23 protein-coding genes are annotated in these 24973 nt (G+C 46.2%); 15 read left to right on the top strand and 8 right to left on the bottom strand.

All coding sequences use genetic code 11. From position 1 onward, the window contains the following. Position 1: 1 nt before the first annotated feature. Together AU387_RS14835 and AU387_RS14840 are read right to left on the bottom strand one after the other, a co-directional pair. The gene (locus AU387_RS14835; protein WP_059336040.1) at positions 2–1204 is read right to left on the bottom strand and encodes a hypothetical protein; all 1203 of its coding nucleotides are present in this window, start codon (positions 1202–1204) and stop codon (positions 2–4) included. A 5-nt stretch (positions 1205–1209) separates the two neighbouring features. Continuing rightward, positions 1210–1524, bottom strand: a complete 315-nt coding sequence (locus tag AU387_RS14840; RefSeq protein ID WP_024120614.1) for a WXG100 family type VII secretion target — start codon at positions 1522–1524, stop codon at positions 1210–1212. Between the two features lie 334 nt (positions 1525–1858). Here AU387_RS14840 and glvA point away from each other — a divergent pair, with 334 nt between their 5' ends. From glvA to lnrN, 12 genes are all read left to right on the top strand, one after another. Next, positions 1859–3208, top strand: a complete 1350-nt coding sequence (gene glvA / locus AU387_RS14845; protein ID WP_044163674.1) for a maltose-6'-phosphate glucosidase — start codon at positions 1859–1861, stop codon at positions 3206–3208. Between the two features lie 66 nt (positions 3209–3274). Beyond that, on the top strand, positions 3275–4039 hold the full coding sequence (locus tag AU387_RS14850) for a MurR/RpiR family transcriptional regulator (RefSeq protein WP_059336041.1): 765 nt from the start codon (positions 3275–3277) through the stop codon (positions 4037–4039). Positions 4040–4053: 14 nt separating this feature from the next. Beyond that, complete coding sequence (gene malP / locus AU387_RS14855; RefSeq protein ID WP_059291626.1) at positions 4054–5640, top strand: PTS maltose transporter subunit IIBC; 1587 nt, start codon at positions 4054–4056, stop codon at positions 5638–5640. Between the two features lie 104 nt (positions 5641–5744). Further along, complete coding sequence (locus AU387_RS14860) at positions 5745–7466, top strand: ABC transporter ATP-binding protein (protein WP_059336042.1); 1722 nt, start codon at positions 5745–5747, stop codon at positions 7464–7466. Continuing rightward, positions 7460–9274 (top strand): ABC transporter ATP-binding protein, encoded by a 1815-nt coding sequence (locus AU387_RS14865; RefSeq protein WP_059336043.1) that lies wholly within the window; start codon positions 7460–7462, stop codon positions 9272–9274. Before AU387_RS14860 ends, AU387_RS14865 begins: the two co-directional genes overlap by 7 nt. Before the next feature lie 162 nt (positions 9275–9436). Beyond that, a complete protein-coding gene (gene catD / locus AU387_RS14870) occupies positions 9437–9841 on the top strand; it encodes a DoxX family oxidoreductase CatD (RefSeq protein WP_044163684.1) in 405 nt (134 codons plus the stop codon). A gap of 17 nt (positions 9842–9858) precedes the next feature. Continuing rightward, positions 9859–10716, top strand: coding sequence for a catechol 2,3-dioxygenase (gene catE, locus AU387_RS14875; RefSeq protein ID WP_059336044.1), 858 nt, complete (start codon positions 9859–9861; stop codon positions 10714–10716). Positions 10717–11007: 291 nt separating this feature from the next. Further along, positions 11008–12210, top strand: a complete 1203-nt coding sequence (locus AU387_RS14880; RefSeq protein WP_082687927.1) for a sensor histidine kinase — start codon at positions 11008–11010, stop codon at positions 12208–12210. Next, positions 12207–12869, top strand: coding sequence for a two-component system response regulator LnrK (gene lnrK, locus AU387_RS14885; RefSeq protein WP_059291621.1), 663 nt, complete (start codon positions 12207–12209; stop codon positions 12867–12869). Before AU387_RS14880 ends, lnrK begins: the two co-directional genes overlap by 4 nt. A 143-nt stretch (positions 12870–13012) precedes the next feature. Further along, positions 13013–13948 (top strand): ABC transporter ATP-binding protein, encoded by a 936-nt coding sequence (locus AU387_RS14890; protein WP_059336045.1) that lies wholly within the window; start codon positions 13013–13015, stop codon positions 13946–13948. An 11-nt stretch (positions 13949–13959) separates the two neighbouring features. Next, entirely contained in the window at positions 13960–15150 is a 1191-nt protein-coding gene (gene lnrM / locus AU387_RS14895) for a linearmycin resistance permease LnrM (RefSeq protein ID WP_059336046.1), read from the top strand. 14 nt (positions 15151–15164) lie between these two features. Further along, on the top strand, positions 15165–16322 hold the full coding sequence (lnrN, locus tag AU387_RS14900) for a linearmycin resistance permease LnrN (RefSeq protein ID WP_059336047.1): 1158 nt from the start codon (positions 15165–15167) through the stop codon (positions 16320–16322). Positions 16323–16354: 32 nt separating this feature from the next. On the opposite strand, the gene AU387_RS14905 is transcribed toward lnrN, so the two are convergent. Then, complete coding sequence (locus tag AU387_RS14905; RefSeq protein WP_059336048.1) at positions 16355–16954, bottom strand: GNAT family N-acetyltransferase; 600 nt, start codon at positions 16952–16954, stop codon at positions 16355–16357. 35 nt (positions 16955–16989) lie between these two features. Next, complete coding sequence (locus AU387_RS14910) at positions 16990–17559, bottom strand: PadR family transcriptional regulator (protein WP_059336049.1); 570 nt, start codon at positions 17557–17559, stop codon at positions 16990–16992. Between the two features lie 391 nt (positions 17560–17950). Between AU387_RS14910 and estB the strand changes: the two genes are divergently transcribed. Both estB and AU387_RS14925 read left to right on the top strand, forming a co-directional pair. Next, positions 17951–18583 carry an esterase EstB gene (estB, locus tag AU387_RS14915; protein WP_059336050.1) on the top strand — a complete coding sequence of 211 codons (633 nt, stop codon included), beginning with the start codon at positions 17951–17953 and terminating at the stop codon, positions 18581–18583. Positions 18584–19142: 559 nt separating this feature from the next. Beyond that, the gene (locus tag AU387_RS14925) at positions 19143–20231 is read left to right on the top strand and encodes an acyltransferase family protein (protein ID WP_059336052.1); all 1089 of its coding nucleotides are present in this window, start codon (positions 19143–19145) and stop codon (positions 20229–20231) included. Between the two features lie 36 nt (positions 20232–20267). Here AU387_RS14925 and AU387_RS14930 read toward each other — a convergent pair whose 3' ends face one another. Together AU387_RS14930 and AU387_RS14935 are read right to left on the bottom strand one after the other, a co-directional pair. Beyond that, a complete protein-coding gene (locus AU387_RS14930) occupies positions 20268–20885 on the bottom strand; it encodes a TetR/AcrR family transcriptional regulator (RefSeq protein WP_044163704.1) in 618 nt (205 codons plus the stop codon). Further along, positions 20851–22104, bottom strand: a complete 1254-nt coding sequence (locus AU387_RS14935; protein WP_059336053.1) for an MFS transporter — start codon at positions 22102–22104, stop codon at positions 20851–20853. The genes AU387_RS14930 and AU387_RS14935 overlap by 35 nt, the downstream gene beginning before the upstream one ends. 128 nt (positions 22105–22232) lie before the next feature. Here AU387_RS14935 and bstA point away from each other — a divergent pair, with 128 nt between their 5' ends. Then, a complete protein-coding gene (gene bstA, locus AU387_RS14940; protein ID WP_059336054.1) occupies positions 22233–22769 on the top strand; it encodes a bacillithiol transferase BstA in 537 nt (178 codons plus the stop codon). Here bstA and AU387_RS14945 read toward each other — a convergent pair. Together AU387_RS14945 and AU387_RS14950 are read right to left on the bottom strand one after the other, a co-directional pair. Beyond that, positions 22766–24322, bottom strand: coding sequence for an MFS transporter (locus AU387_RS14945; RefSeq protein ID WP_059291613.1), 1557 nt, complete (start codon positions 24320–24322; stop codon positions 22766–22768). The two genes, bstA and AU387_RS14945, sit on opposite strands and share 4 nt — an antisense overlap. Before the next feature lie 113 nt (positions 24323–24435). Beyond that, complete coding sequence (locus tag AU387_RS14950; protein ID WP_044163712.1) at positions 24436–24918, bottom strand: MarR family transcriptional regulator; 483 nt, start codon at positions 24916–24918, stop codon at positions 24436–24438. Between the last annotated feature and the right edge of the window lie 55 nt (positions 24919–24973).

Genomic DNA, 24973 nt, shown 5'->3' on the forward strand with positions numbered 1-24973 from the left:
CCTATCCGAATGAAAGTTTGCCTTTAAGGAAATGAGTTGCGCCGTGTATGAGTGAGTCCGCCGTTTTCTTTGCTTTGGCCATTCCTTTATGAATTGTTTTATTAGCCGCATCTATGCCGTCATTCACTGATTCTACGACTTTGCCGGCCGCTTCCAGCCCTTTTTTGGCAGTATTAACAACAGCATGAATCGGTTCTTTCAGCTTTAAGGCTGTCTTTTCGGCGAAACCTGCCGTAAATTTGGCAATTTGTTCTCCTGCCACTCCGCCAACATAAGAGCCAGCTGCGCCAAGGAGGACAGTACCAACAGGGCCTGCAAAACTTCCGATCGCCCCGCCTATTACAGCGCCTGCCGTTGCGCCGCCAGCGACAAAAATCGTGTTATTCACTGCATTGCCAACAGCTTTTGCATTTTCCCGTTTGAGCACTTCGGGTTTGTCTTCGTATTTCGCGTAATTTTCGGCGATCTTTAAGCCTGCTCCAAACGTTTCTGTCGCTCCGGTTATCAGTGTCGCTGTAATGGCATTTCCTTTTGCGAATTTCAAACCTGTTTTTCCGACATCCTTCAGTGTTGAGCGTACGCCGGCTTCATTAACAAATCCTCTTGTATAGCTCCTGACGCTGTTTGAAAAATCCACCGTGTCCTGCGGAAAGTATTTTGTAAACTTTTTATGTACCAAATCAGAAAATGGCCGGTTTGTCTTTTTAAACAGATATTTTGGGTTCAAAAGCACTCTGGCTGCTTTTTGATAACGGGAGCTGTCTACTGCTCTGGAAATGTCCAATAGAAGCTTTGAATGCCGTGCAGTATGTAAGCCGCTTGGCTGTTTCACAAACTTTGTAAGCCCTAATCCGTAGTATTTTCCCTGGGTCAGCATCAGGGCGGTTAAGCTTGTCATCGTTCCGTATTTGTCGTAAGCGTTATAAAGCTTTCGTAAAATATTGTCTTGCTCAACAAATTTGTCGCTCGTTTTTCTGATGAATATCTCATTGTCACTCAGCTTGCTGACGAGTGCTTTTCCTGAGCTCCAAGCATCCCCAACCCCCGAAAAACAGCTGCTGTAACGGGGATCGCATTGTAAAATCAGCTGTCCCAGCTCCATATGCAAATCCTTATATTTGTTTTCCATATCAGTTAATTCTGTGACCACATCATTTGCCAGCTGTTCAAGCTTATCCGGATCAACTGCAATATTTCCTGACACGCTATTCACCTCTCGAGTTTATGTCTTTCCTCTCTTGCTTTTCTTTCTAATTCTTCCATTCTGGCAATCTCAGCTTTTCGTTCTTCTATTTTTACGGCAGCTGCCTTAAGTTCCTGGCTTGTTTCTAGCAGCTCCTGTTCGAACTGATCGTAGGCGGCTTTTGTTTCCTCGAAATCCTGGTCGAATGTGTCTCTTGCTTTTCCCTGCCAAGCATCGCCCAATGCAGATAACCGGGAGTCAAGGAGCATTTTTGAGCTTCTGACCTCTTCTGCGGCTGCACTGTACTGATTTGCAAGCTCGATGACTTTATGTGAGTCCAACTTTTGTCCCCTGCCTTTCCTAAATTAACGCACAAATGGATGTTTTATATAAATGATTATAAATAATTCGGCATGTATCCGAATCGTACAAAAGAACCTTTTCATAAGAATTGGAAGGGCGTATATTCACTCAAATTTCACAGATGATGAGACTTTGAGATTACAAAAAAGGTAAAAAAATCAAATTGTTGAACTGATAGATAAGTGAGAAATTTCCCGCTCGATGGGAAAAAAAACTAAAACTGATCAAATGACCTAAGTGCGCCAAAAGCATTACGAGACAAACTGTCACATGATATAAATAAAATGTAAACGTTATCAAGGAGGTCGTCATATGAAGAAAAAATCATTCTCAATCGTAATAGCGGGCGGAGGGAGCACATTTACTCCCGGGATTGTTCTGATGCTCTTAGACCATTTGGATGAGTTTCCGATCAGAAAGCTGAAGCTGTATGACAATGATAAGGAAAGACAGGAGCGGATCGCGGGGGCCTGTGACGTTTTTATCAGAGAAAAAGCACCCGAAATTGAATTTACAGCGACGACTGACCCGGAAGAAGCTTTTACAGACGTTGATTTTGTCATGGCACACATCAGGGTAGGGAAATACGCAATGCGTGCGCTTGATGAGCAAATTCCGCTGAAGTACGGAGTTGTGGGCCAGGAGACGTGCGGACCGGGCGGTATCGCATACGGTATGCGTTCAATTGGGGGCGTGCTTGAAATATTAGATTACATGGAAACATACTCGCCAGATGCGTGGATGCTGAATTACTCCAACCCGGCGGCGATTGTGGCGGAAGCAACGAGACGCCTCAGACCGAACTCAAAAATCCTCAACATCTGTGATATGCCGGTCGGTATCGAAGACCGTATGGCGCAAATTCTCGGCCTGTCCTCAAGAAAAGAAATGAAGGTCCGGTATTATGGATTAAATCATTTCGGCTGGTGGACATCCATTCAGGATCAAGAGGGCAATGATTTAATGCCGAAGCTGAAGGAACATGTGTCTCAGTACGGGTATATTCCGAACGCAGAGTCCGAGGCGGTGGAGGCGAGCTGGAATGACACGTTCGCAAAAGCGCGTGACGTGCAGGCCGCCGATCCGGACACATTACCGAATACGTATTTACAATATTATCTGTTCCCGGATGACATGGTGAAAAAATCAAATCCGAACCATACGCGGGCAAACGAAGTCATGGAAGGACGCGAAGCCTTTATTTTCAGCCAATGCGACATGATTGCACGCGAGCAGTCCTCTAAAAACAGCGAAATCAAAATAGACGATCACGCGTCATATATCGTCGATCTTGCCCGCGCTATTGCCTACAATACAGGTGAAAGAATGCTTTTAATTGTTGAAAATAACGGGGCAATCGCAAACTTTGACCCGACAGCAATGGTAGAGGTGCCGTGTATCGTCGGCTCAAACGGGCCTGAACCGATCACAGTCGGAAACATTCCGCAGTTCCAAAAAGGACTGATGGAACAGCAGGTATCAGTTGAGAAATTGACAGTTGAGGCGTGGACGGAAAAATCCTTCCAAAAGCTATGGCAGGCGCTCATTCTCTCGAAAACAGTGCCGAATGCCCGTGTGGCAAGGCTTATTCTCGAAGATTTATTGGAGGCCAACAAAGATTTCTGGCCTGAGCTTGATCAAAGCCCGAGCCGTATCTCATAACTGAAAAATCCCCCATTTTCGAAATCTATATTGTATATAATAGAAAGAAAATGGGGGGGATCTGATATGCAGCTCGAAGAACTGATTAATCAGCATTACAGTAAATTAAATGACAATGATTTTCATATTTTGAAATATATATTGAATCACAAGAATACGTGCTATCGTCTTGGAATCGACGCCCTTGCGAAAGCATGCAGCGTATCGCGTTCCTCGATTTTGCGTCTTGCCCAAAAGCTCGGTTTCAGCGGCTACAGTGAATTTCGCGTTTTTTTGAAGTGGGAAGATCAGCCGGAAGAAGGCGAGAGTATGAGTTTTCAAAAGCTGTTGGATGATATTGAAGCAAATTTGAAATTTATAAGGACAAAGGACATGACGGACATGTGCCAGCTGATTGATGAAGCGGACCGCATTTTCGTGTACGGGTCCGGAACGGCGCAAAAGATATGCGCCCATGATTTGCAAAGAATGTTTATCCCTCTCAATAAGTATCTGATTTTGATTGAGGGCAGTAATGACTTTGACCAGATGCAGGATGATTTTAAGGTGAATGATCTGTTTATCATCATTTCGCTGTCCGGAGAAACGCCTGAGCTGATTCCGCAGGCAAGGATGCTTTCCGCAAAGGGAGTTCCCTTTATATCCATTACGAATTTGAAAAACAATGTCCTCGCCCAGCTCACACCGCATAATCTTTATGCGACAAGCAAGCCCGTGACATTGAGTGATAAAAAAGAAATTGTCGCTTTTGCGCCGTTTTTTCTCGTTGGCGAAGCATTGTTCCGCGCATATGTTGATTACAAAGAAGCTGAAAAAAACGACATTGAGTAGCAGGGGGTTTTGGTATGATGCAAAAAGTCCAGCGCTTTGGAAGCGCGATGTTTGTGCCTGTATTATTATTTGCGTTCGCCGGCATTATCGTGGGTGTCAGCACGCTTTTCAAAAACGAAACCCTGATGGGGCCGCTCGCTGATCCTGACGGGTTTTGGTATCAGTGCTGGTATATCATTGAGCAAGGCGGCTGGACGGTGTTTAATCAAATGCCGCTTTTATTCGCCATCGGCATTCCAGTCGCTTTGGCGAAAAAAGCTCAGGCGCGCGCTTGTTTGGAAGCGCTTACGGTTTATTTAACGTTTAATTATTTTGTCAGCTCGATCCTGACAGTCTGGGGAGGCGCCTTTGGCGTCGATATGAATCAAGAGGTCGGCGGAACGAGCGGATTAACGATGATTGCCGGCATTAAAACGCTTGATACCAACATTATCGGGGCAATCTTTATTTCTTCCATTGTCGTATTTTTGCATAACCGCTATTTTGATAAAAAACTGCCTGATTTTCTCGGCATCTTTCAAGGCTCCACGTATATCGTCATGATTTCCTTCTTCATTATGATTCCGGTCGCTCTGGCCGTGTCTTTTATCTGGCCGATGGTCCAAACGGGAATCGGGTCGCTTCAAAGCTTTCTTGTCGCTTCCGGGGCGGTGGGCGTGTGGATTTACACATTTTTGGAACGGATTTTGATTCCGACCGGTCTTCATCATTTTATTTACACGCCGTTCATCTACGGCCCGGCTGTGGCGGAAGGCGGGATCGTCACGTACTGGGCGCAGCACCTTGGTGAATATTCACAAAGCGCCAAACCGCTGAAGGAGCTGTTCCCGCAAGGCGGATTCGCGCTTCACGGCAATTCAAAAATCTTCGGCATTCCGGGGATTGCGCTCGCATTTTATGTCACAGCCAAAAAGGAAAAGAAAAAACTCGTTGCCGGCCTGCTGATTCCTGTCACACTCACGGCAATCGTCGCCGGCATCACAGAGCCGATTGAGTTTACTTTCTTATTCATCTCTCCTTTCCTATTTGCGGTTCACGCCGTACTCGCCGCGACAATGTCGACGGTCATGTATATGGCTGGTGTTGTCGGAAACATGGGGGGCGGGTTAATTGAGGCGGTTACCCTGAACTGGATTCCGCTCTTTGGCAGCCACGGTATGACGTATGTGTATCAAATTCTGATTGGACTCTCATTTACTGCAATTTATTTTTTCGTCTTCCGATTTCTGATCCTCAAATTCAATATTGCCACACCGGGACGGGAAATTGACGATCAGCAGGAAACAAAGCTGTATTCGAAACAAGAATACAGAGAAAGAAAAAACAAAAAGGACGAAACAGCCTCCGCTGCAGAAACGGCAGATGAAACCGCTGCATTGTACATCGAAGCGTTAGGCGGAAAAGACAACATCACCGAGGTCACAAACTGCGCCACCCGCCTCAGAGTCAGCGTTAAAGATGAAAAAAAGGTCGAACCCGACAGCGTCTTCCGCGCGCTTGGCGCACACGGCGTCGTCAGAAACGGGAAGGCGTTTCAGGTGATTATCGGATTGAGCGTGCCGCAGATGCGGGAGCGTGTGGAAAAACTATTAGATCAATAAAGCAGACCCTCCTTTTTGGGAGGGTTTTCGTTTGCCGTCAAAAAGACCATCATAGTAAAGTAAAGAAAGAGACAATCGAGTATAAGGGATTTGGAGGCTTTTACATGTCAAAGGCTTTATCATATTTGAAACCATACTCACTTCTGGTGGGAATTGCGCTGATTCTCATGCTGACGGAACTCGCGGTTGAACTGGTACAGCCTCTATTGATCGCAAAAATCATCGACGATGGGATTATGAAGCAAGACATGCGGCACGTTTGGATATGGGGTGCGGTCATGATCGGTCTGACCATTTTATCATTTGCGGCGGGGATGCTGAATTCCTTTTACGCTGCCCATGTGAGCCAAAGCTTTTCCTATGACACGAGAAAAGGGCTTTTTCAAAAAATACAGTCCTTCTCTTATTCAACATTTGGACAGTTTTCGTCCTCATCCTATATGACAAGGCTGACAAACGATGTGACACAGGTGCAAAACCTGATTTTTATGAGTCTGAGGTTTATGCTGCGTGCGCCGCTAATGATTGTGGGCGGCATTGCGCTGTCACTCGCTGTTAATGTGAAGCTCGGCTTTTTTCTTCTTGTGACGATTCCGATCCTGATTTTGTTTTTGCTTTGGGTACTGAAAAAGGGCGGGGCGCTGTTCCGGTCTGTGCAGAAACGGCTGGATCACGTGAATACGATCATGCAGGAGAATTTAACCGCGATCAAGCTGATTAAAGCGCTGCTGCGCGGAAGCCATGAGGTCAAGAGATTTATCAAAGCAAACACGATGCTGATGCAAAAAACGGTCTCGGCATTTCAGCTTGTAGAATTTACGATGCCTGTGCTGATGCTGCTGATGAACCTCTGCATTCTTTTTATTTTATGGGCGGGAGCTCGCGGCATCACAAGCGGAGGTTCTCAGGTCGGCGATGTCGTTGCGGTTATTAACTATGCGACACGAATTACGGGTGCGCTTTCTATGTTCCCGTTTTTGATTATGATTTTCACCCGGGCAAAAGCCTCAGGCGACAGAATCGGCGAAGTGCTTGAAACAGAAGGTGACGGGCAGGAGGAAGGATTACTCTCAGCTCGCTTGTCAGGCCGAATTGACTTTCAGGATGTGTCCTTCCGATATCCGGATATGGACAGAGAAGCGCTGCGGCATGTCACATTTTCCGCAAAGCCGAAAGAAACGATCGCGATTCTCGGGGCGACGGGATCAGGGAAATCGACGCTTTTTCAGCTCATTCCGCGGCTTTATCAGCCCGATTCGGGCAGCATTTACATAGATGAAAAGCCTATTGATGACTTTCCGGCGGAGGGCCTTCGCAAGCAAATTGGATTTGTGCCTCAGGAAGTGCTCTTGTTCTCAGGCACTATCAAAGAAAATATTGCTTGGGGCAAAGAAAATGCTTCACTTGATGAAATAATGGAAGCGGCCAAACACGCGCAAATCCATGAAACGATCATGAAGCTTCCGAAGGGATATGATACCGTCCTGGGACAAAGAGGCGTCAATTTGTCCGGCGGCCAAAAGCAGCGGATTTCTATTGCAAGGGCGCTGATCAGAAAACCGTCCATCCTTCTTTTGGATGACAGCACAAGCGCGCTTGACCTGCAAACGGAAGCGAAGCTGCTTGAGGCCATCAGCACATATGAGTGCACAACCTTAATCATTACACAAAAAATAACAACGGCCATGAAAGCTGATGAAATCTTGCTGCTCGAGGATGGAGAGCTGATAGAAAAAGGCACACACAGCCAGCTGCTTTCTGACTCACATTTATACAAACGCATTTACGAGTCGCAATTCGGAAGGGAGGGGAGCGAATCGTGCTGAAAGACATCCGCAAGCCTTTCCAATATCCCAAAATCCCAATCGATAAAAAAGAACGCGCCAAAAAAAGAGCGAAAGCAAAGGATACAAAAGGCACCCTGAGACGAATCTGGTCTTACCTGGCAGAACGAAAAGGGCTGCTCATACTCGTTATGCTGATGGTCGTAATCAGCGCGATATTCGGGCTCCTCGGCCCCTTTGTGATCGGAAAGGCTATCGACCATTTCATCGTCGGCCAGACGGTCCGCGGGCTTATTCCCGTTCTGCTCATTCTGCTTGGCATATATCTCATTCAATCTTTATCACTATGGTTTCAAAACTATTGGATGATCACGATTTCGCAAGGCACTGTCTTTAGAGTGCGAAGCGAGCTGTTCACCCATCTGCATGAGCTGCCGATCCCGTTTTTTGATAAACAGCGGCATGGCGAACTGATGAGCCGGGTGACCAATGACATCGAAAATGTCAGCTCCACTTTAAATACGTCTGTGATTCAAATTCTGTCGAGTGTCATCACCTTCGTCGGAACGATTGCCGTCATGCTGTATATGAGTCCGCTGCTTACTGTGATCACGCTGACGATCATTCCGGTAATGGCGGTGAGTCTGAAATGGATTACAAACCGTACGGGAAAACTGTTTAAAGAACAGCAAAAAAATCTTGGCGAGCTGAACGGATATATTGAAGAAAGCATTTCAGGCGCAAAGGTCATCAAAGCGTATTCACGGGAAGACCAGATTACAGCTGAGTTTCTGGAAAAAAACGCAGCACTCAAGACTTCAGGCTTCTGGGCACAGACGATTTCCGGCTTTATCCCGAAAGTGATGAACTCTTTAAACAATTTAAGCTTTACGATCATTGCTGCAATCGGCGGACTGTTTGCGCTGAAAGGCTGGATATCCATCGGCACCATCGTTGTCTTTGCCGAGTACTCAAGACAGTTCACCCGTCCATTAAATGATCTGGCCAATCAGTTTAATACGATGCTGTCCGCTATTGCCGGCGCTGAACGGGTGTTTGACGTACTGGATGAAAAAGAGGAGCGTGAGGATGAAAAGAAAGCCCTGCATCAGCCGATACAAACAGGCAGCATTGAATTCCGAAATGTTTCCTTCGGCTACGAGGAAAACAATCAGACACTGAAACACCTCCAATTCACAGTGCCGGCCGGACAGTCAATCGCCTTTGTCGGCCCGACGGGAGCGGGAAAAACCACTGTTACCAATCTGCTTGCCCGTTTTTATGAGCCCAATGAGGGGAGCATTTTAATTGACGGGATTGATATTAAAAAGCTGACAAGGGCCAGCCTGAGAAAAAACATGGGGTTTGTGCTTCAGGATTCGTTCTTGTTCCAAGGCACGATCAGAGAAAATATCCGCTACGGCAGGCTCGATGCCTCCGATCAGGAAGTCGAGGCCGCTGCAAAAACAGCGAATGCCCACAGCTTTATTGAGCGGATGCCAAAAGGATATGATACAGTGCTGACGCAAAACGGCTCGGGCATCAGTCAAGGACAGAAACAATTGATCTCCATAGCAAGAGCCGTACTGGCCGATCCGGTTCTGCTCATCTTGGATGAAGCGACAAGCAACATTGATACCGTTACAGAAGTGAAAATCCAAGAAGCACTTGCCCGTTTAATGGAGGGGAGAACGAGCGTCATCATTGCCCACAGGCTGAATACCATTCAAAGAGCGGATCAGATTGTCGTATTAAAAGACGGCGAAATGATTGAAAAAGGCAGCCATGATGAGCTGATACGCCAAAAAGGATTTTACAGTGACTTATACGAAAGCCAATTTCAGAAATAAAGAAAAAGACCTTTGGCCTGTACAAAGGTCTTTTTTGTTACAGATTTATAGTACTTTTATTTCAATTTCGTAAAATGTAACGAAATTACTTGACGTAAACAAGTTATGTATATATACTAGCTTACATTAAGTAAGTGATAACATTTATCAAGGAGGATAAAAATGAATAAATCATTTGAAATTGGCACATTACTTTTAAGAGTCATCACAGGTATTATCTTTTTTGTTCACGGTTTATCAAAGTTTCAGGCAATGGAGGGCACGATCCAATTTTTCGGCAGCATAGGCCTTCCAAGCTTTATGGCGTATGTCATCGCAGCGATTGAACTCGTTGGCGGAGTGCTCGTCTTTTTCGGATTGGCTACACGTATTGTAGGTGTTCTGTTTGCTCTCACATTGATCGGCGCCATCATCACAGTGAAGCTAAAAGCGCCATTCATGGGCAATGCGGAATTTGATTACCTTCTGCTTTTGACATCCATTCACCTGGCGCTTACTGGAAGCAGATTCCTGGCACTGGACCCATTCGTGTTTAAAGCAAAAAAGAACGGAAACGTATCAGCATAAGAAAAGAGGCATACAGCATGACCAGCATTCATGAGGATACAACCATTGGCTATGTCAAACTCACAATCCGCAGTCTGGAGCGTTCCCTTCAGTTTTACTGCAACGTGATCGGCTTTCAAGTCTTGAAAAAGACGGACCGCCAAGCTGAATTAACGGCTGACGGAAAACGCCCCCTGCTTATTCTGGAAGAAAATCCGAGCGCTGTCGTCTTGCCTGAACGCACGGTAACGGGTCTGTATCACTTTGCGATTCTGCTTCCCAACAGAAAGGAACTTGGTATCGCGCTCGCCCGTTTGATTGAAAACGGGATTGCCCTCGGACAGGGAGACCACGCTGTCAGCGAGGCGCTCTATCTCTCTGATCCGGACGGAAACGGAATTGAAATGTACGCTGACCGCCCCCGCAGCACTTGGCAGCGGGATCGTGAAGGAAACTACGTCATGACAACAACTGCTGTCGACATCGAGGGCCTTTTGGAAGAGGCCGGAGAAGAGCGGAAAACAACACTTCCAAACGGTACGGTCATCGGGCACATTCATCTGCATGTCAGTGATCTGAAAGAAGCAAAAGCGTTTTACACAGATGTGCTGGGCTTTGACATTGTCGGAGACTATGCGGGCATGTCTGCTCTCTTCATTTCAGCCGGAGGCTATCACCACCATATCGGCTTAAACATCTGGGCTGGGAAACATGCGCCGCCTAAGCCGGCAAATGCGAGCGGGCTCGACTATTACACCGTTGTCCTGCCTCATCAGGAGGAACTCAAATGTGTAGCGGATCGAGTCAAAAACGCTGGATATTCGCTTGAAGAAACGGAAAACCATTTTCTTGTGAAAGACCCTGTCTCCGGAGCACATATCAAATTTGTGATTTAACTGTCATCATCCCTTTGCCGTAAAAAACGGCAGGGGGATTTTTATTTCTGTCCGCCTTGTTATGGTAAGAGAACCAACCTGTTAGGGGCGTTTGAAACCATCTTGTATCGGGCACAATCGCTTTAAATAGAGCAAAATGATGCCTCATTTTACATCCATTATTCTAATAAATAAGTGGAAGCGCCGCATATGACATAAAGTTCATATGCGGTTTTTATTTTCCAGAAACCCTGTAAAAAATAACAGGAGGCAGGTATGATAAGAAAGGAATTGCTTATAGGAGTGATGAGCGTGAAAGCTCTTTTATTTACAAGAATATTCACCTTGATGGTGAGCTGTTCGATGTATCTGTCCCTTGTAAAGGATGATAACTGGTTTGAATATCTATTTATCGCGTTAGGAGCTGCCATGTATGCAGCCAATCATTTTTTGCTGAAAACAGAGAAGTATGACGTCTGGTTTTGTCTGATTGATCTTACGGTCGGCTTTTCGTTCGGATTCATGTTTCCCGGCAATGGTTTGTTCATTATTATGCTATGCCCGGTAGCTGTCGCATTTTTTCTGCGCGGGTTCAATAGAAAAATGGCATGGTTTCTGTTATGTCTTTGCTCAATTTTGTTTTCAATTGTCCTCATACGTACATATCTGCTAGCCGGCAATGAATATGTCATGGATCACATCACCAGCATGACATTTGTGGTGTTCTGCGGAGTCGTCGGCAAATTAATCCGCAAACTTCTTGAAGCACAAGAAACGGCAAAACAGCAGTTTCAGGAACTGACAGATTCGCATCGTGCGCTGTCAGCAGCACACCAGGAGCTGCATTTATATGCGAAGCAGGTCGAAGAACTCACCGCCATTCACGAGCGGAACAGAATGGCACGGGACATCCACGATACAGTAGGGCACAAAATGACGGCGCTTCTTGTCCAGCTGCAGCTTCTGCGTGAATGGCAAAAAAGAGACAGCCGAAAAGCAGATGAGACAGTCGGCGTCTGTAAAACGCTCGCCCGTGAAGCACTCGGCGATATCCGCTTATCAGTCCGAACCCTGCAAACGGAGAACGATCCCTCATTCATTGAATCGCTGAAACAACTGACAGAAGACTTTTACAAAAATGCGGGCGTCACATCTGAACTGACGGTCAGCGGCGATCCTGCGCTGGTCCCGCTGTCTCTGCATCCGACTGTGATCAGAACGGTGCAGGAGGCGCTGACCAATGCAAAACGTCACGGCGGCGCCACTGCCTGCTCGATTCAGCTCACGTGTTCACCGGAAACAGTCAGTCTTTTGATTAAGGATGACGGAAAAGGAAATCCTGAGGCCGCGCTGGGATTTGGTCTCTTGAATATGAAAAAGCGGGCGGCCGAACATGGCGGGATGATCCGTTTTGAAAGCGAGCGGGATCAAGGATTTACCGTGATGGCGGAATTTTCTTTGACCAATAAAAAATGGAGCTTTGGGCCCGCACAGCAAAAGGAGAGTTTATCATGATTAAAATCATCATTACCGACGATCAGGATATCGTCAGAGAAGGGCTGGCGTCTCTGCTTCAGCTCCGGCAAGAGCTCGATGTCATCGCCACGGCGCGAAACGGACAGGAAGCCTTTGAAAAGGCGAAAGAGCTGGAACCGGATATCGTATTGATGGACATCCGCATGCCGGTGTCCACCGGGGTGGAGGGAACAAAATTGATCACCAGCTCGCTGCCGGGCGTAAAGGTGCTGATGCTGACGACCTTTAAAGATTCAGAGCTGATTGCCGAAGCGCTTGAAGAAGGGGCAAGCGGGTACCTGTTAAAGGACATGTCTGCCGATACGATTGTGAAAGCGGTGATGACTGTTCAATCAGGAGGAATGGTGCTCCCGCCGGAACTCACAGCCCAAATGCTGAATGAATGGAAACGGGAAAAACAGCTGAAAGGAACGGAAGAGAAAGAAAAACCGAAGGAACTGCTCGACCTGACCGAGCGTGAAATGGAAGTGCTGACTGAGCTCGGGTACGGACTGAACAATAAAGAAATTGCCGAAAAGCTGTACATTACAGAAGGAACAGTGAAAAATCACGTGTCAAACATTATCAGCAAACTGTCGGTCAGAGACAGAACCCAAGCCGCCATTTATTCCGTCAGACATGGCGTATCTGTCTTTTGATAGATGACGTTTGGCATATGCGTTGCCCTGAAAAGGCCTGTCACAGGCCTTTTTTTTATGCCCGATGTTCTATCCGGCGCCACATGTTTCACCCCTCAATCTCTTCTACAATGGCAATGGGATAAAAAAAGGAGTGAAACAGCGTGCTTCAAGCAGAAAATATCAAAAAGGCATACGGAAAAAAAACAATTGTCAAAGGAATCTCTTTTTCCTTGAAAAAGGGTGAGTCGTTCGGACTGCTCGGACCGAACGGAGCGGGGAAGTCCACAACCATTTCTATGATTTCCGGACTTGTGCCGCTTGACGGAGGGGAGATTACAGTCGGCGGGTATGCTATCGGTAAAGACACGAACAAAGCCAAACAAAAAATCGGCATCGTCCCGCAGGAAATCGCCCTGTACCCGACACTGACGGCTCAAGAAAATCTCGTATTCTGGGGGAAAATGTATGGACTCACGCATGGAGAGGCCAAAAAAAGATCGGCAGAAGTCCTTGAATATGTAGGGCTTACTGAGCGGGCTAAAGATAAAATCGAAACCTTCTCAGGCGGAATGAAACGGAGAATTAACATCGGCGCCGCCCTTATGCATAAGCCTGAGCTGCTTATCATGGATGAACCGACCGTCGGCATTGACCCCCAATCGAGAAATCATATTTTAGAAACAGTCAAACAGCTCAACGAAACAGGCATGACTGTGATCTATACGAGTCATTACATGGAAGAGGTCGAGTATTTATGTGACCGGATCGGCATTATTGATCAGGGAGAAATGATTGCGATCGGCACAAAAAACGACTTGTGCAGCCGTCTTGGAGGAGACACGATCATCCAGATGACTGTCAGCGGGGCAGATGAAGGATTTCTTTCTGATGTCCGCTCGCTTGCCTATGTGAATGATGTAACAGTGAGTGAATCAGAGCTCAAAATTGAGGTTGCTGCGGCGCACCATGAGAAAGTAGTCACCAGCCTGCTCACGGAAGCCGCTGCCCATCAAACGAATCTCCTGTCTCTTCAGGTTCACGAACCGAATCTGGAACGGCTGTTTCTGAATCTGACAGGCCGCACATTGCGGGATTAGGAGGGACGGCGATGAAAAAAGCAATATGGATCGCATGGAAAGATGTCAAAATCAGAATCACGGACAAAAAAGGGTTTATGATGCTTATCTTAATGCCGCTGATCTTAACAGCCATATTAGGGGCCGCTCTTGGATCAATCCTTGGCGGAGGCAGCGAGATTGATGAAATCAAAGTCGGCTATGTCCAGTCTGATCAGTCAGGCGCGTCGAAGATGTTTAAAACAGATGTACTTGAAAAAATGAAGATAATCAAGGTCACAGAAGCGAGCAGTAAAAAGGAAATGAAAAAGCTGCTGGCGGAAAAGAAAATTGATGTCGGAATTGCCGTCCCGGCACATTGGGGATCCGGCAAGAAACCGGCCGCTGTTTATGCTGGCACTGATCAGGAATTAAAAAGCTCTATCATAGAAACGGCTGCAGTGTCTTTTATAGATCAATACAAGGCGGTTCGAGAAGCGGCATCCGCCTCGATGGAATATGTCACCAAGACGGAAGCTGTAAAACAAGGAAAGCTCAATCCTGCCTTCATTGCAGAAAATCTTGCTAAGACGCTTGAAAAAGAAGCGGGTGCCAGGCTTGCTGTTACGGAGAAATCAGTCGGCACAAAAGAAGTTACCAGTTTTCAATACTATTCGGCGGCAATGCTTTGCATGTTTATGCTGTTTCATATGACGGTCGGCGCGAAATCATTTTTGCTGGAAAAGGAAACAGAAACCCTTGCCAGACTGCTGATGACGCCTGCACAAAAATACGCCATTCTCTTCGGGAAGTGGCTCGGAACCTATTTGTTTGCCATTATACAATTTTTCATTTTTCTTATTGTGACCATCAATGTATTTGAGGTGGACTGGGGAGACAATCTCTTGTTTGTGTGCGTGCTGGGGCTTTCCTACGCAGCAGCTGTATCCGGCATTTCAATGCTTCTTGCTTCGTGCATCAGCGATATGAAGTCAGCAGATGTTTTGGGGGGTTTTGGCATTCAGGTGCTTGCCGTTCTCGGCGGTTCTATGCTTCCGTTTTATCAATTTCCGGATTTTCTGCAATCTGTTTCAAAGGCGGTGCCAAATCGATGGGCGCTCGAGGGCTTTCTTTCCTTAATGGAGGGGGGAGGCTGGGCTGAACTTCAGACGCCGGTCCTTCTTTTTGCGGCAATCGGTCTTTGTTCACTGGCTGTTGGCATCAGAAGGCTTCACACAAGATAAGGAGGTAAAACACGGTGAAAAAAATCATAGCCATTTGCGGCGTTGAGCTTTCTCTCATTTTTAAGAAGCCGCAGAACTATTTAATGATGTTCGCTGCCCCGCTGCTGCTGACCTTTGTATTCGGCGGTATGCTCGGCGGAAATGATGATAAGGTGCGGCTTGCGATCGTCGATCAGGATGACACGCTTCTTTCACAGCATTATATTCGGGAGCTCAAGCAACATGATGATATGTATACATTTCAAACGATGACTAAAAGCAAAGCTTCAGAAAAACTGAAACAAAAGAAAATTGCCGGAGTCATCATCCTTTCCCGCACTTTCCAAGAGAAGCTGGAAAAAGGAGAGAAGCCGGAGCTGGTCTTCAGCCACGGTCCAGAGCTGACAGAGGCGCCAGTCGCTAAACAGTATGCCGAAAGCAAGCTGGCAAAGCTCAACATTCAGGTAACCGCGGCAAAAACTGCGGCCGAGGCGGCGGGGGAAAGCTGGAAATCGGCTTATAAAACGGTAATCGCCAAAGATCATGGAGATAGCGCCCCAGCTGTAAAACGGGAATCTCTTAATGATAAAAAAGAAGGCAAGGGCGTAAGTGACACAGCTTCACGAGCTGCAGGCTTTTCCATTCTGTTTGTGATGCTGACAATGATGGGGGCAGCGGGCACGATATTAGAAGCGCGGAAAAATGGCGTCTGGCCGAGACTGCTCACCGCGTCTGTCAGCCGCGCGGAAATCGGAGCGGGGTATGTGCTGTCGTTCTTTGTGATAGGCTGGATCCAATTTGGAATGCTGCTTCTCGCATCCCATTGGCTGTTCGGAATCAGCTGGGGCAATCCGGCTGCACTGATCGTGTTAGTATCCTTTTTTCTGTTTGCAGTCGTGGGCATCGGGCTGATGATTGCTGCCAATGTCAGAACACCAGAGCAGCAGCTTGCTTTCGGCAACTTGTTCGTTATTGCGACGTGTATGGTGAGCGGAATGTATTGGCCGATAGAAATTGAGCCGAAGCTGATGCAGTCCATTGCTGACTTTCTCCCGCAAAAGTGGGCGATGAGCGGACTGACAGACATTATCGCTAACGGGGCAACCATTACGGATATACTCGGCATTTGCGGCATCTTGCTTGCTTTTGCCGCCGTGACCTTCACAGCGGGGCTTAAAGCGCTCCGAACGTAAAAGCATCCGCCTCCGGGCAGATGCTTTTATCATTATATCGTGTGTTCTGTCAGGTTCAGTCTTTGTTCCAAGTGTTGTTTGACGGACGGCCAGTCACTTTCGATAATACTGTAAAAGACGGAATGACGAAATGTTCCGTCTTTTCTGATCATTTGGTTTCGTAATATTCCTTCTTTCACTGCTCCCAATCGTTCTATCGCCTTTTGGGATCTGATATTCCGTTCATCTGTTTTAAACTGCACCCGAATGGTGTTCATCTGTTCAAAGCAATACTGTAAAAGTAAATATTTGCACTCAGTATTGACGGCTGTGCCCCATACCGAAGGATGAAACCACGTCCAGCCGATCTCCAGGCTTCTGCTGTCAGGCGACATATACAGAAAACGAGTCGTGCCGACGATTTTGCCGGTTTCACGATGAAACATCACAAAAGGAAATTCTGCTCCGGATTTTTTATGATGCAATGCTTCCTCAACAAAGTCCTCCATATCATATGCGGTTTCAATCGTTTTCGGCAAATGGGTCCAAATTCTTTCATCATTTGCCGCTTCATATAAACCTTGAATATGGCTCCTGTCCATCGGCACCACTCGGATCTGTTTGCCCATTAATTCATTCAATGTCACATTCATTTGACGTCCTCCTGCATAAGAGTAGCGGAGCAGCCTTAAGGCCGCTCCTGGGTATCCTCTTGTATCATGGCTAAAATATGCTCCAGCCAGGATACGTAATTCTTCTCCCGTTCCAGCGCTTTTGTCAGTACCAGATAGTGGCCGAAATCCGGTGAAGAAAACGACATCGGCATCGGCTCCGCTGAGGCCATTAGCTTTTCATAACTTCCTTGCAGATCAGCTAGCTTCTCCTTGCGCTTCAGCAGCTGGTCTGTAAACAAGTCGGCTGCCTCCTGGCGTGACAGAGAAGAAATGAAATAAGCCTTCAGCATAAATTCATCCTTCACTGTTTCCGGAATAGGGTGGTGGCGGGTCAGCCACACGTGAAGCTCCTGTTTTCCGCTGTCAGTCAAGGTATACATTTTTTTCTCAAGTTTTGTGCCCTGAATCGTTGTCCGGAATGTGATAAAGCCTTCATCTGTCAGCTTTTTCAGCTCCGGATAAATCTGGCTGTGCTTGGCGCTCCAAAACTGGCCGAGCTCCGCTTTGAAATAACTTGTAATATCATATCCGCTCAATTCGCCTTTTCGTAAAAGTCCTAATATGGCGTATTTTAATACTCGCATGCTGTCCTCCGTGTCTATGGCTGTTTTTGCAAAAAAGAAACTTTTAAATGCCCTGCCGCCGCAAAATCGGATCGTTCTTTTCTCTTATACCGGCAAAAAAACAAATGTGAATTCTTATACAAAATAGTGAATGCCATCTATTCTCATGTCTAGCTTTCATCTGTTCCCTATATTATAGGAAAGGGAGACTGGGAACACAACCGCATGTCCCCTTACGCTTATAGTCCTTTCAAGTTTCTTTCGAGTGTATGGAAGACAACTGCCAATAGAAAAATTTATGCTTTCATCAAAATAATAATGAAATTGAAGATTCTGATAAGTTTATATTTACCAAGTTTAAATTTAACTGTATAATCATTCTGGTAAATACATGATTGAGGAGAAACGGAAAATGAAAAGATTACTTATTGCATCATCTATTTGTCTATCAATGATTTTGTCTATTCTAGCAGCTCCGCCTTCAAGTGCAAAGGCGGAAACAGCACATAACCCTGTTGTTCTTGTTCATGGGATTAGCGGTGCATCATACAATTTTTTTGCTATTAAAAATTACTTAATCTCTCAGGGCTGGCAAAGCAATAAACTGTATGCAATTGATTTTTATGATAAAACAGGGAATAACTTAAATAACGGCCCGCAGCTTGCAGCATATATTGATCGCGTTTTAGAAGAAACAGGAGCTAAGAAAGTAGATATCGTGGCTCATAGTATGGGAGGCGCCAATACGCTGTACTATATTAAATATTTAGGCGGGGGAAATAAGATTCAAAATGTTGTCACGCTCGGAGGGGCTAATGGTTTAGTGTCATCTGTTGCGCTGCCGGGTACAGATCCTAATCAAAAGATCCTCTATACATCTATTTACAGTCTCAATGATCAAATTGTAATCAATAGCTTGTCTCGGTTACAAGGAGCCAGAAACATCCAGCTGTATGGCATTGGACATATTGGATTGCTTTCTAATAGCCAGGTCAACACCTATATCAAAGAAGGATTGAATGGCGGGGGACTAAATACGAACTAATGCTTCAAGATATGCGCTATGTTAAAACCTGCTGTTCAGTTACAGCAGGTTTTTTGTTTTCTGACAGGTTGAAAAGAGCAGAAAGTCGGAACGAAAACTGACCTTTTTGTAAGTTCTAATACAGTTATTCAGCACTTCCGGAATGAATACTTCATATAACGGATAATCCTGCTCTAATCCTTCTTTGTTTGAAGCTTTTCGCTAATGCGGGAGCCGCCGCCTTCATGACAAATGGTCCCTTCCGCAACGCCGGCTTTTTGGGTAATTTCACTCGTGGATGCCGAGGCAAATCGCGGATTAGATTACTATCAAAAAGGCATTTTGCAATTTTGCGGAATCAAAAAAGTGAACAGGACACTGTACCCGCGCGTCAAGCATAGCAGCCCGGCTGCACGGGACAAATGGCTGAGGGCGGTATGTCAAAAAGTTATGGGTTTTTATGGGTCTTAGTCGTTCGTGCATACTGAAAGATAAGAAATCAGGCACTTTTTTCAATTGAAGCAGGTGTGTTATGGTACAACCATCGATTTTTAAAAATTTGAAATAAAGGAGCGCTGTTATGCAAATTAAAGAAATTTTTATGATCCGTTGCATTTCGTGCTTAAGTGTCGTTCTGCTCCATATCATTTCAATGGTTCTGATGCTTCAGGCGGAAGCACTTGCTGATATTTCTCACACGGTTGATTCTTTGCGCACACTCCTGATGTTCAGCACGCCTGCTTTCATTTTTATCTCTGAGTTTTTGCTGGCGCGTTCTTATCCTGACGGGGTGCCGGAGGGATTTTTGAAGAAGAGAGGAAAAGTGATTTTTATTCCCTTTTTGTTTATCGCAGCCATTGATGCCTTGCTGATGGCCAGTGCAATGGGGGGAAAGCTGACTTTTCTGGCGTTTGTGCAGAAATATCTGGAAAACGTATTTTTAGGAAACTTTATCGGATATTTCATTCTTGTCATCTTCCAATTTTACATCCTGCACATGCTCTTTCATGAGTATTTGAAAAAAGCATCGCCAAAATGGGTGCTGTTTGTTTCGTTTGTGGTGACAGCCGCTTATTTGGGCTATTTCTCAGCAGTCAGTCCGGCACCCGCTTCTGAACAAGGCGGTTCATTTCCGTTCTTCTGGGTTCCGTTTGCAGGCTGGCTTTTCTACTTTTGTCTCGCTTATTACTGCGGAAAAGAGTACAAGCGGTTTTTAGCGCTGCTGAATCAATACCGCTGGGTGGTATACGGCGCTGCGGTCGGGTCCGCCGCGTTGGTTGTGGCTGTTTCTTATTTCGGAGAGGTCGGCATGATTAGCTCAAAGCGGCCTGACATCATGCTTTATTCAACAAGTATGATTTTCCTGTGCTTTCACCTGTTTTCTAACATAAAGCAGGTGCCGAAAATCATTATGTTTATCAGTAACTATTCCTTTTCGATTTATCTGCTGCACGCTTATTTTATGATCATTGGCTATGTTTTGCTGTTAAATGTGCCAGACATTCCCGCCGTGCCGGCCGTTTTCTTGCTGTTTGCCGTCTGCACAGCGGGCCCGATCCTGACATCCTGGGCACTGAACAAGTTTAAATATGGATATTTGTTTGTAGGGAAAATCTATCAGCCGAAGAGGCGAAAAGTAAAAATGGAAGTGCGAGACCACGCAGGCTGAAAAATCACGGCAGGAGAAACGTTCCTGCCGTGATTTTTATGTTTCATTCACTTGCAAAACTGTTTTTAAATACAGTTTAGCTGCTTCAGCCATTCCTGATACATCAGCTTTATCTTCATTGAAATAAAGCGCGTTCTGGATGATGCCATCGTTCACATTAAGAAAAAACTTAGTAATCGTCGCCAGAGGCTGCAGCGGTTGAAATTCCCCTTGATCGATTCCTTTTTGCAAAAGCTTCGAAAACCTTGTCACAAAAAGATCATAACGCTTCTCCAAATACTCGCGCCGTTCTTCATTGCGCCAAGCCGTCACCAAATATTCAAATTGTACCGGCGCCAATGTATCCGCCGCTCCACGCAGGCCTTCAGTCAGTCCATCGAGGTAGCTGGTAATAGTCTCCCAGACACTTCGATTTTCAGCTGATTCATCCAGCTTTCGGAGCCCTTCATCGAGGTCGGCCTCAATGATGCGGCGAAACATCTCTTCTGTACTGGAAAAATAAAGATAGACGCCGCCTCTGCTGAAGCTCGATTCTTCCACAACGTCCTTCATTGTCGTTAATTCAAATCCTTTTCGTTTAAAAACGGTTTTGGCGGCTTCTAAAATCTCCGCTTGCCGTTTATCTTTGTGCTCCTTTGTTACTTTCGGTGACAAAATATCGCCTGCTTTCTGCCATTTTCTTACCTATAAGTGTAGTCAACCCGGCCGCAATCAGCAAGCAGCCACAGATCAGAAAAGCAAGAGATACGCCGATCAATTCGGCCAGCACGCCCCCGCCCGCCATGCCGAGAATGGAGGCGAGAGTCGTCATGCTCTGAATAGCGCCAAACACTCTGCCGCTATAATCAACAGGCACGGACGTCTGAACAAGAATTTGAAACGGGATATGAACGAGCCCGAAAGCTGCTCCCATGATGAAAAAAGCGAAGATAAAAAGTGCTGTGCCGACAATTCCGAGGCCTCCCAGAAATGGCACACATCCAGTTGCTATTCCAAGCAGACAAGCCCCTAGTGTGAAATAAAGCAGATAAGAGGAAATTCGCCTTTTCCCTACAGTGACCGCCGTCAGCAACATGCCGGCCCCGCTTACGGCCATGCACCATCCTGCAAGTTCGGGCGGCGCACCGGGAAAAGAGCGGATGAGAATAATAGCCTGTGAATCGCCTATCTGCAATATGAAGAGAACAAAGCAAGCCGTGAACAAGCCCGTCAATAGAAGAGGTGTCTGTTTCATAAATAGAAAACCTTCTTTTATAGAAGCAAGTGCTGATGTTTTGTCTTGAGGTGTATTGGATGTTTGCTGAAATGCATCTCTCGGAAGCAAAAACAAAATGACAGCAGATAGAAGAAAAGCGCCCGCGTTGATGAAGAAAACGGAATGAATGGAGACTGCGGCGACCATTATGCCGCCAAGCGCGGGACCGAAAATTTTTGCAGTGTTATCGATGATGCTGCTGATAGAAACGGCCTGCTGAAGAAAAGCTTCTGATGTCAATTCCTTAAGCTTACCGTTTTTAGAAGGTGAAAACAATGAAGAAAAACAGCTCTGAAGGCTGAGCAATACGTAAAGCTGCCAAAGCTCACTGACATAAACACAGCTGATAACGGTGAGGGTGCGGCCGATTTCAGACAGAAACATGATCATTTTTCTGTCAAATCGATCTGCAAGCACACCCGATACGGGGCCGAGAACAATGACAGGCAGTGCATATGACATCATTAAAAAAGACATATCCAGTGAAGAAGCATCCAGCTGAAAGGCGGCTAATGTTAAGACGGCCAAAATGTGCAGCCAGTCGCCAAGGGAAGAAATCGTTTGCGAGGCTAACAGCGTCATCAGCCCTTTATTTCTCCAAAACAATGATTGACCCATAGTTTTCTCCTCCTGTTTATAAAAGTGACACTAGTGTCGTTTTTATTTTATGGGAAAATAACACAATAAACAATCGTTTTCTTGTAAAATAATAAAGATTGAATAAAGCATTCAGGAGGGAGATGCGCATGTCAACAGCCAATCTAAGCTATCCGATAGGAGAGTACAAACCTAGGAAATTCATATCAAACGAGCAGGAAGAAGAATGGATTCAAGTGCTGGAGGAAGTGCCGGTTAAGCTGAAGCAAGCGGTTGAAGGAATGACGGACAGCCAGCTTGATACACCGTACCGAGACGGCGGATGGACCGTCCGGCAAGTTGTTCATCATCTGGCTGACAGTCATATGAATAGCTATATCCGTTTTAAATTAAGCTTGACAGAAGAGACGCCGGCCATCCGTCCGTATGATGAAAAAGCATGGTCGGAGCTTGAAGACTCCAAAACAGCGGAGCCGAGCGGTTCACTCGCGCTTTTGCAGGAGCTTCACGGAAGATGGACAGCTCTTCTTCGCACTCTGACAGATCAGCAATTTCAGCGCGGATTTTACCATCCCGATACAAAAGAGGTCATTACCCTAGAGAACGCGCTCGGGCTGTATGTCTGGCACTCACATCACCATATCGCTCATATTACGGAGCTTTCCAAACGGATGGGGTGGTCTTAACGCTTTTGCCGGCGGAAAGCCGGGAGACTGATTGCTGCAACCACCAGCAGAGAAATCACAGCCGCCGCCGCATATAAATGATCATAGCCGCTGGCAACACTGGCATGAATGGCATCGCTTATCGCAGTTTTGACTTCAGGCACAGGAATGCGTTCGATCTGTTCTTGTAAAGAAGAAACATCTGAACTGTCGATCTCGGGAATCATTTGCATAGCCTTCCCTGACTGTCCGCTGTCTGATAAGCGACTGCTGATTTCATCGCCGATTTGGTCAAACCCTGCTGTGATAAAACCTGCATAAAGAGTAGGCGCCAATGTCAGTCCGATTTGCCTTACTAATGAAAGCGTGCCGAGCGCCGTGCCCTTATTCGCTTTAGCTGCTTCTGATACAAGAACATTCAGCGGAGCGCCTAGCAGAAAGCCAAAACCGATGCCGGCCGCCACGCTTGCAATGACAAACTCCCATTTTTCCGTCACCCAAAGCGGAAATAAAGCAAATCCCGCACATGAAATAATTCCTGAAAGCACAACAGTTTTCACCGGTCCTTTTTTGTCGGTGAGCGCTCCGCCAAGCCAAGCGCCGATTCCGGAAGCTAAGGCAAGAGGTGTCATCCAATAGCCCGCTTTTGCGGCAGGAACGCCTAAATATTGCTCAACATATGACGGAATAAAAATAACCGCCGCCAAGAGGCCCCCGGATAGCAAACCGATGATAAGCGTTCGCTGAAACATGTGATTCCGAAGTAAAGAATACGCCAGAATGGGATCGCCCCCGCGCATTTCCATCCGCTTCTCAAACCATACGAGCGCCGCAAAACAAAAAATACCGAAAACAATACATCCATAAACCTCAGGATCTCCCAGGCTTTTTAAGAGATTTGCCCCGTCAAGGTTTGTCATGCCGTACATGACAGCCAAAATTGACAAGGACAGAAGAAAAATTCCGGCCGTGTCGAGACGTTTGGCCTCCGGCGCTTTGGTTTCCACAATAAAAAATGCACCGAAAACAACCAGCAGCACTGCAATCGGCAGGTTAATCAAAAACAGCCAATGCCATGACCCGGTCCAATCAAGCAGAAAGCTTCCGATATTGGGTCCGAGCACAGCAGCCATCCCGTTCATCGCCCCTAGCAAACCAAGGGCCTTCCCTTGCTTTTCCTTTGGAAGTGTAGCAAGAACGTGAGAACTTCCGATGATGAAAATCCCGCCGCCTCCAAGCGCCTGAATCAGCCGTGAGATAAGAAATAGCGGAAAGCTTTGGCTTAAAGCGACAAGCAAAGAACCAAGCCCGAAAAGGCCGACTTCAATAAGAAACAGCTTTTTTCTGCCGTAGCGGTCGGAAAGCTTTCCGACGATCGGCACACTGACGCTGAGACCGAGCGTATAAAGCGTAATGCCCCATGAACCCCAAGACGGAGAAACGGCAAACGATTCGTTTATCGTGGTCAGCGCAGCGGAGATGATCCCGTTATCCAGCGCAGCCATAAACACACCGATGGTAAACAGGCTGATCGCCCACTTTTGGCTTTTTTGATCTGCCAATGCCTTATGCATATTCATCAGCTCCTTTTACTTCACTCGGAATATATTATTCATTTAAAATGAACCAAATGTCAAATGAAAAAAGTCTGCCTCCGCAGTTTGCGTGAGGACAGACTTCGCTGACATTATTCTTTTTTAGCCTGCTCCAGCGCTCCGGAAAGAATAGAAAGCCCTTTGGAAACAGCTTGCTTTTCATCGGGAGACAGCATTTCCAAGGAACGCTTCAATTTCATATGGCCCTTTTGATAAAGCCCGCGAAAAATATTTTTCGCATCCTCCGTTAAATGAACAACCACTGAACGGCGGTCCTCTTCAGAGTGTGAGCGTTTAACAAAGCCGGATTTCTCAAGGCGGTCAAGCAGCCCGGTTGTATTTGACAGGGAAGCCCCCATTTTCTCTGCAATGTCACTGACCTTCAGCGTTCCGTGATTGTTTAAAAGCATGAGCACTTTCATTTGCGGCATGCTCATATCCAGCTTCATCCACTCAGATACATCACCGAGCCCGGCAGATGTTAAGACTTTCATATAAAGCACCCAAATTTCACGTTCCTCAGATGAAAGAATATTTTCGTTTAATACTGTTGTATCATGTAAGTTATATTCCATTTGATCACTTCCTCGTCATTCGCTCCTCTTACCATATTACTCGATTTTAACCGCT

Origin of the sequence: Bacillus halotolerans (assembly GCF_001517105.1) — a bacterium.
GTDB lineage: Bacteria > Bacillota > Bacilli > Bacillales > Bacillaceae > Bacillus > Bacillus halotolerans.

Bases quoted from the DNA above. Each gene is read 5' to 3' on its own strand.
- lnrM (WP_059336046.1), top strand. From the start codon at position 13,960: ATGAAAAAAGCAATATGGATCGCATGGAAAGATGTCAAAATCAGAATC.
- bstA (WP_059336054.1), top strand. From the start codon at position 22,233: ATGTCAACAGCCAATCTAAGCTATCCGATAGGAGAGTACAAACCTAGG.
- catD (WP_044163684.1), top strand. From the start codon at position 9,437: ATGAATAAATCATTTGAAATTGGCACATTACTTTTAAGAGTCATCACA.
- estB (WP_059336050.1), top strand. From the start codon at position 17,951: ATGAAAAGATTACTTATTGCATCATCTATTTGTCTATCAATGATTTTG.
- AU387_RS14950 (WP_044163712.1), bottom strand. From the start codon at position 24,918: ATGGAATATAACTTACATGATACAACAGTATTAAACGAAAATATTCTT.
- AU387_RS14860 (WP_059336042.1), top strand. From the start codon at position 5,745: ATGTCAAAGGCTTTATCATATTTGAAACCATACTCACTTCTGGTGGGA.
- AU387_RS14925 (WP_059336052.1), top strand. From the start codon at position 19,143: ATGCAAATTAAAGAAATTTTTATGATCCGTTGCATTTCGTGCTTAAGT.
- AU387_RS14905 (WP_059336048.1), bottom strand. From the start codon at position 16,954: ATGAATGTGACATTGAATGAATTAATGGGCAAACAGATCCGAGTGGTG.
- catE (WP_059336044.1), top strand. From the start codon at position 9,859: ATGACCAGCATTCATGAGGATACAACCATTGGCTATGTCAAACTCACA.
- AU387_RS14945 (WP_059291613.1), bottom strand. From the start codon at position 24,322: ATGCATAAGGCATTGGCAGATCAAAAAAGCCAAAAGTGGGCGATCAGC.
- AU387_RS14910 (WP_059336049.1), bottom strand. From the start codon at position 17,559: ATGCGAGTATTAAAATACGCCATATTAGGACTTTTACGAAAAGGCGAA.
- lnrK (WP_059291621.1), top strand. From the start codon at position 12,207: ATGATTAAAATCATCATTACCGACGATCAGGATATCGTCAGAGAAGGG.
- AU387_RS14850 (WP_059336041.1), top strand. From the start codon at position 3,275: ATGCAGCTCGAAGAACTGATTAATCAGCATTACAGTAAATTAAATGAC.
- glvA (WP_044163674.1), top strand. From the start codon at position 1,859: ATGAAGAAAAAATCATTCTCAATCGTAATAGCGGGCGGAGGGAGCACA.
- AU387_RS14935 (WP_059336053.1), bottom strand. From the start codon at position 22,104: ATGGGTCAATCATTGTTTTGGAGAAATAAAGGGCTGATGACGCTGTTA.
- malP (WP_059291626.1), top strand. From the start codon at position 4,054: ATGATGCAAAAAGTCCAGCGCTTTGGAAGCGCGATGTTTGTGCCTGTA.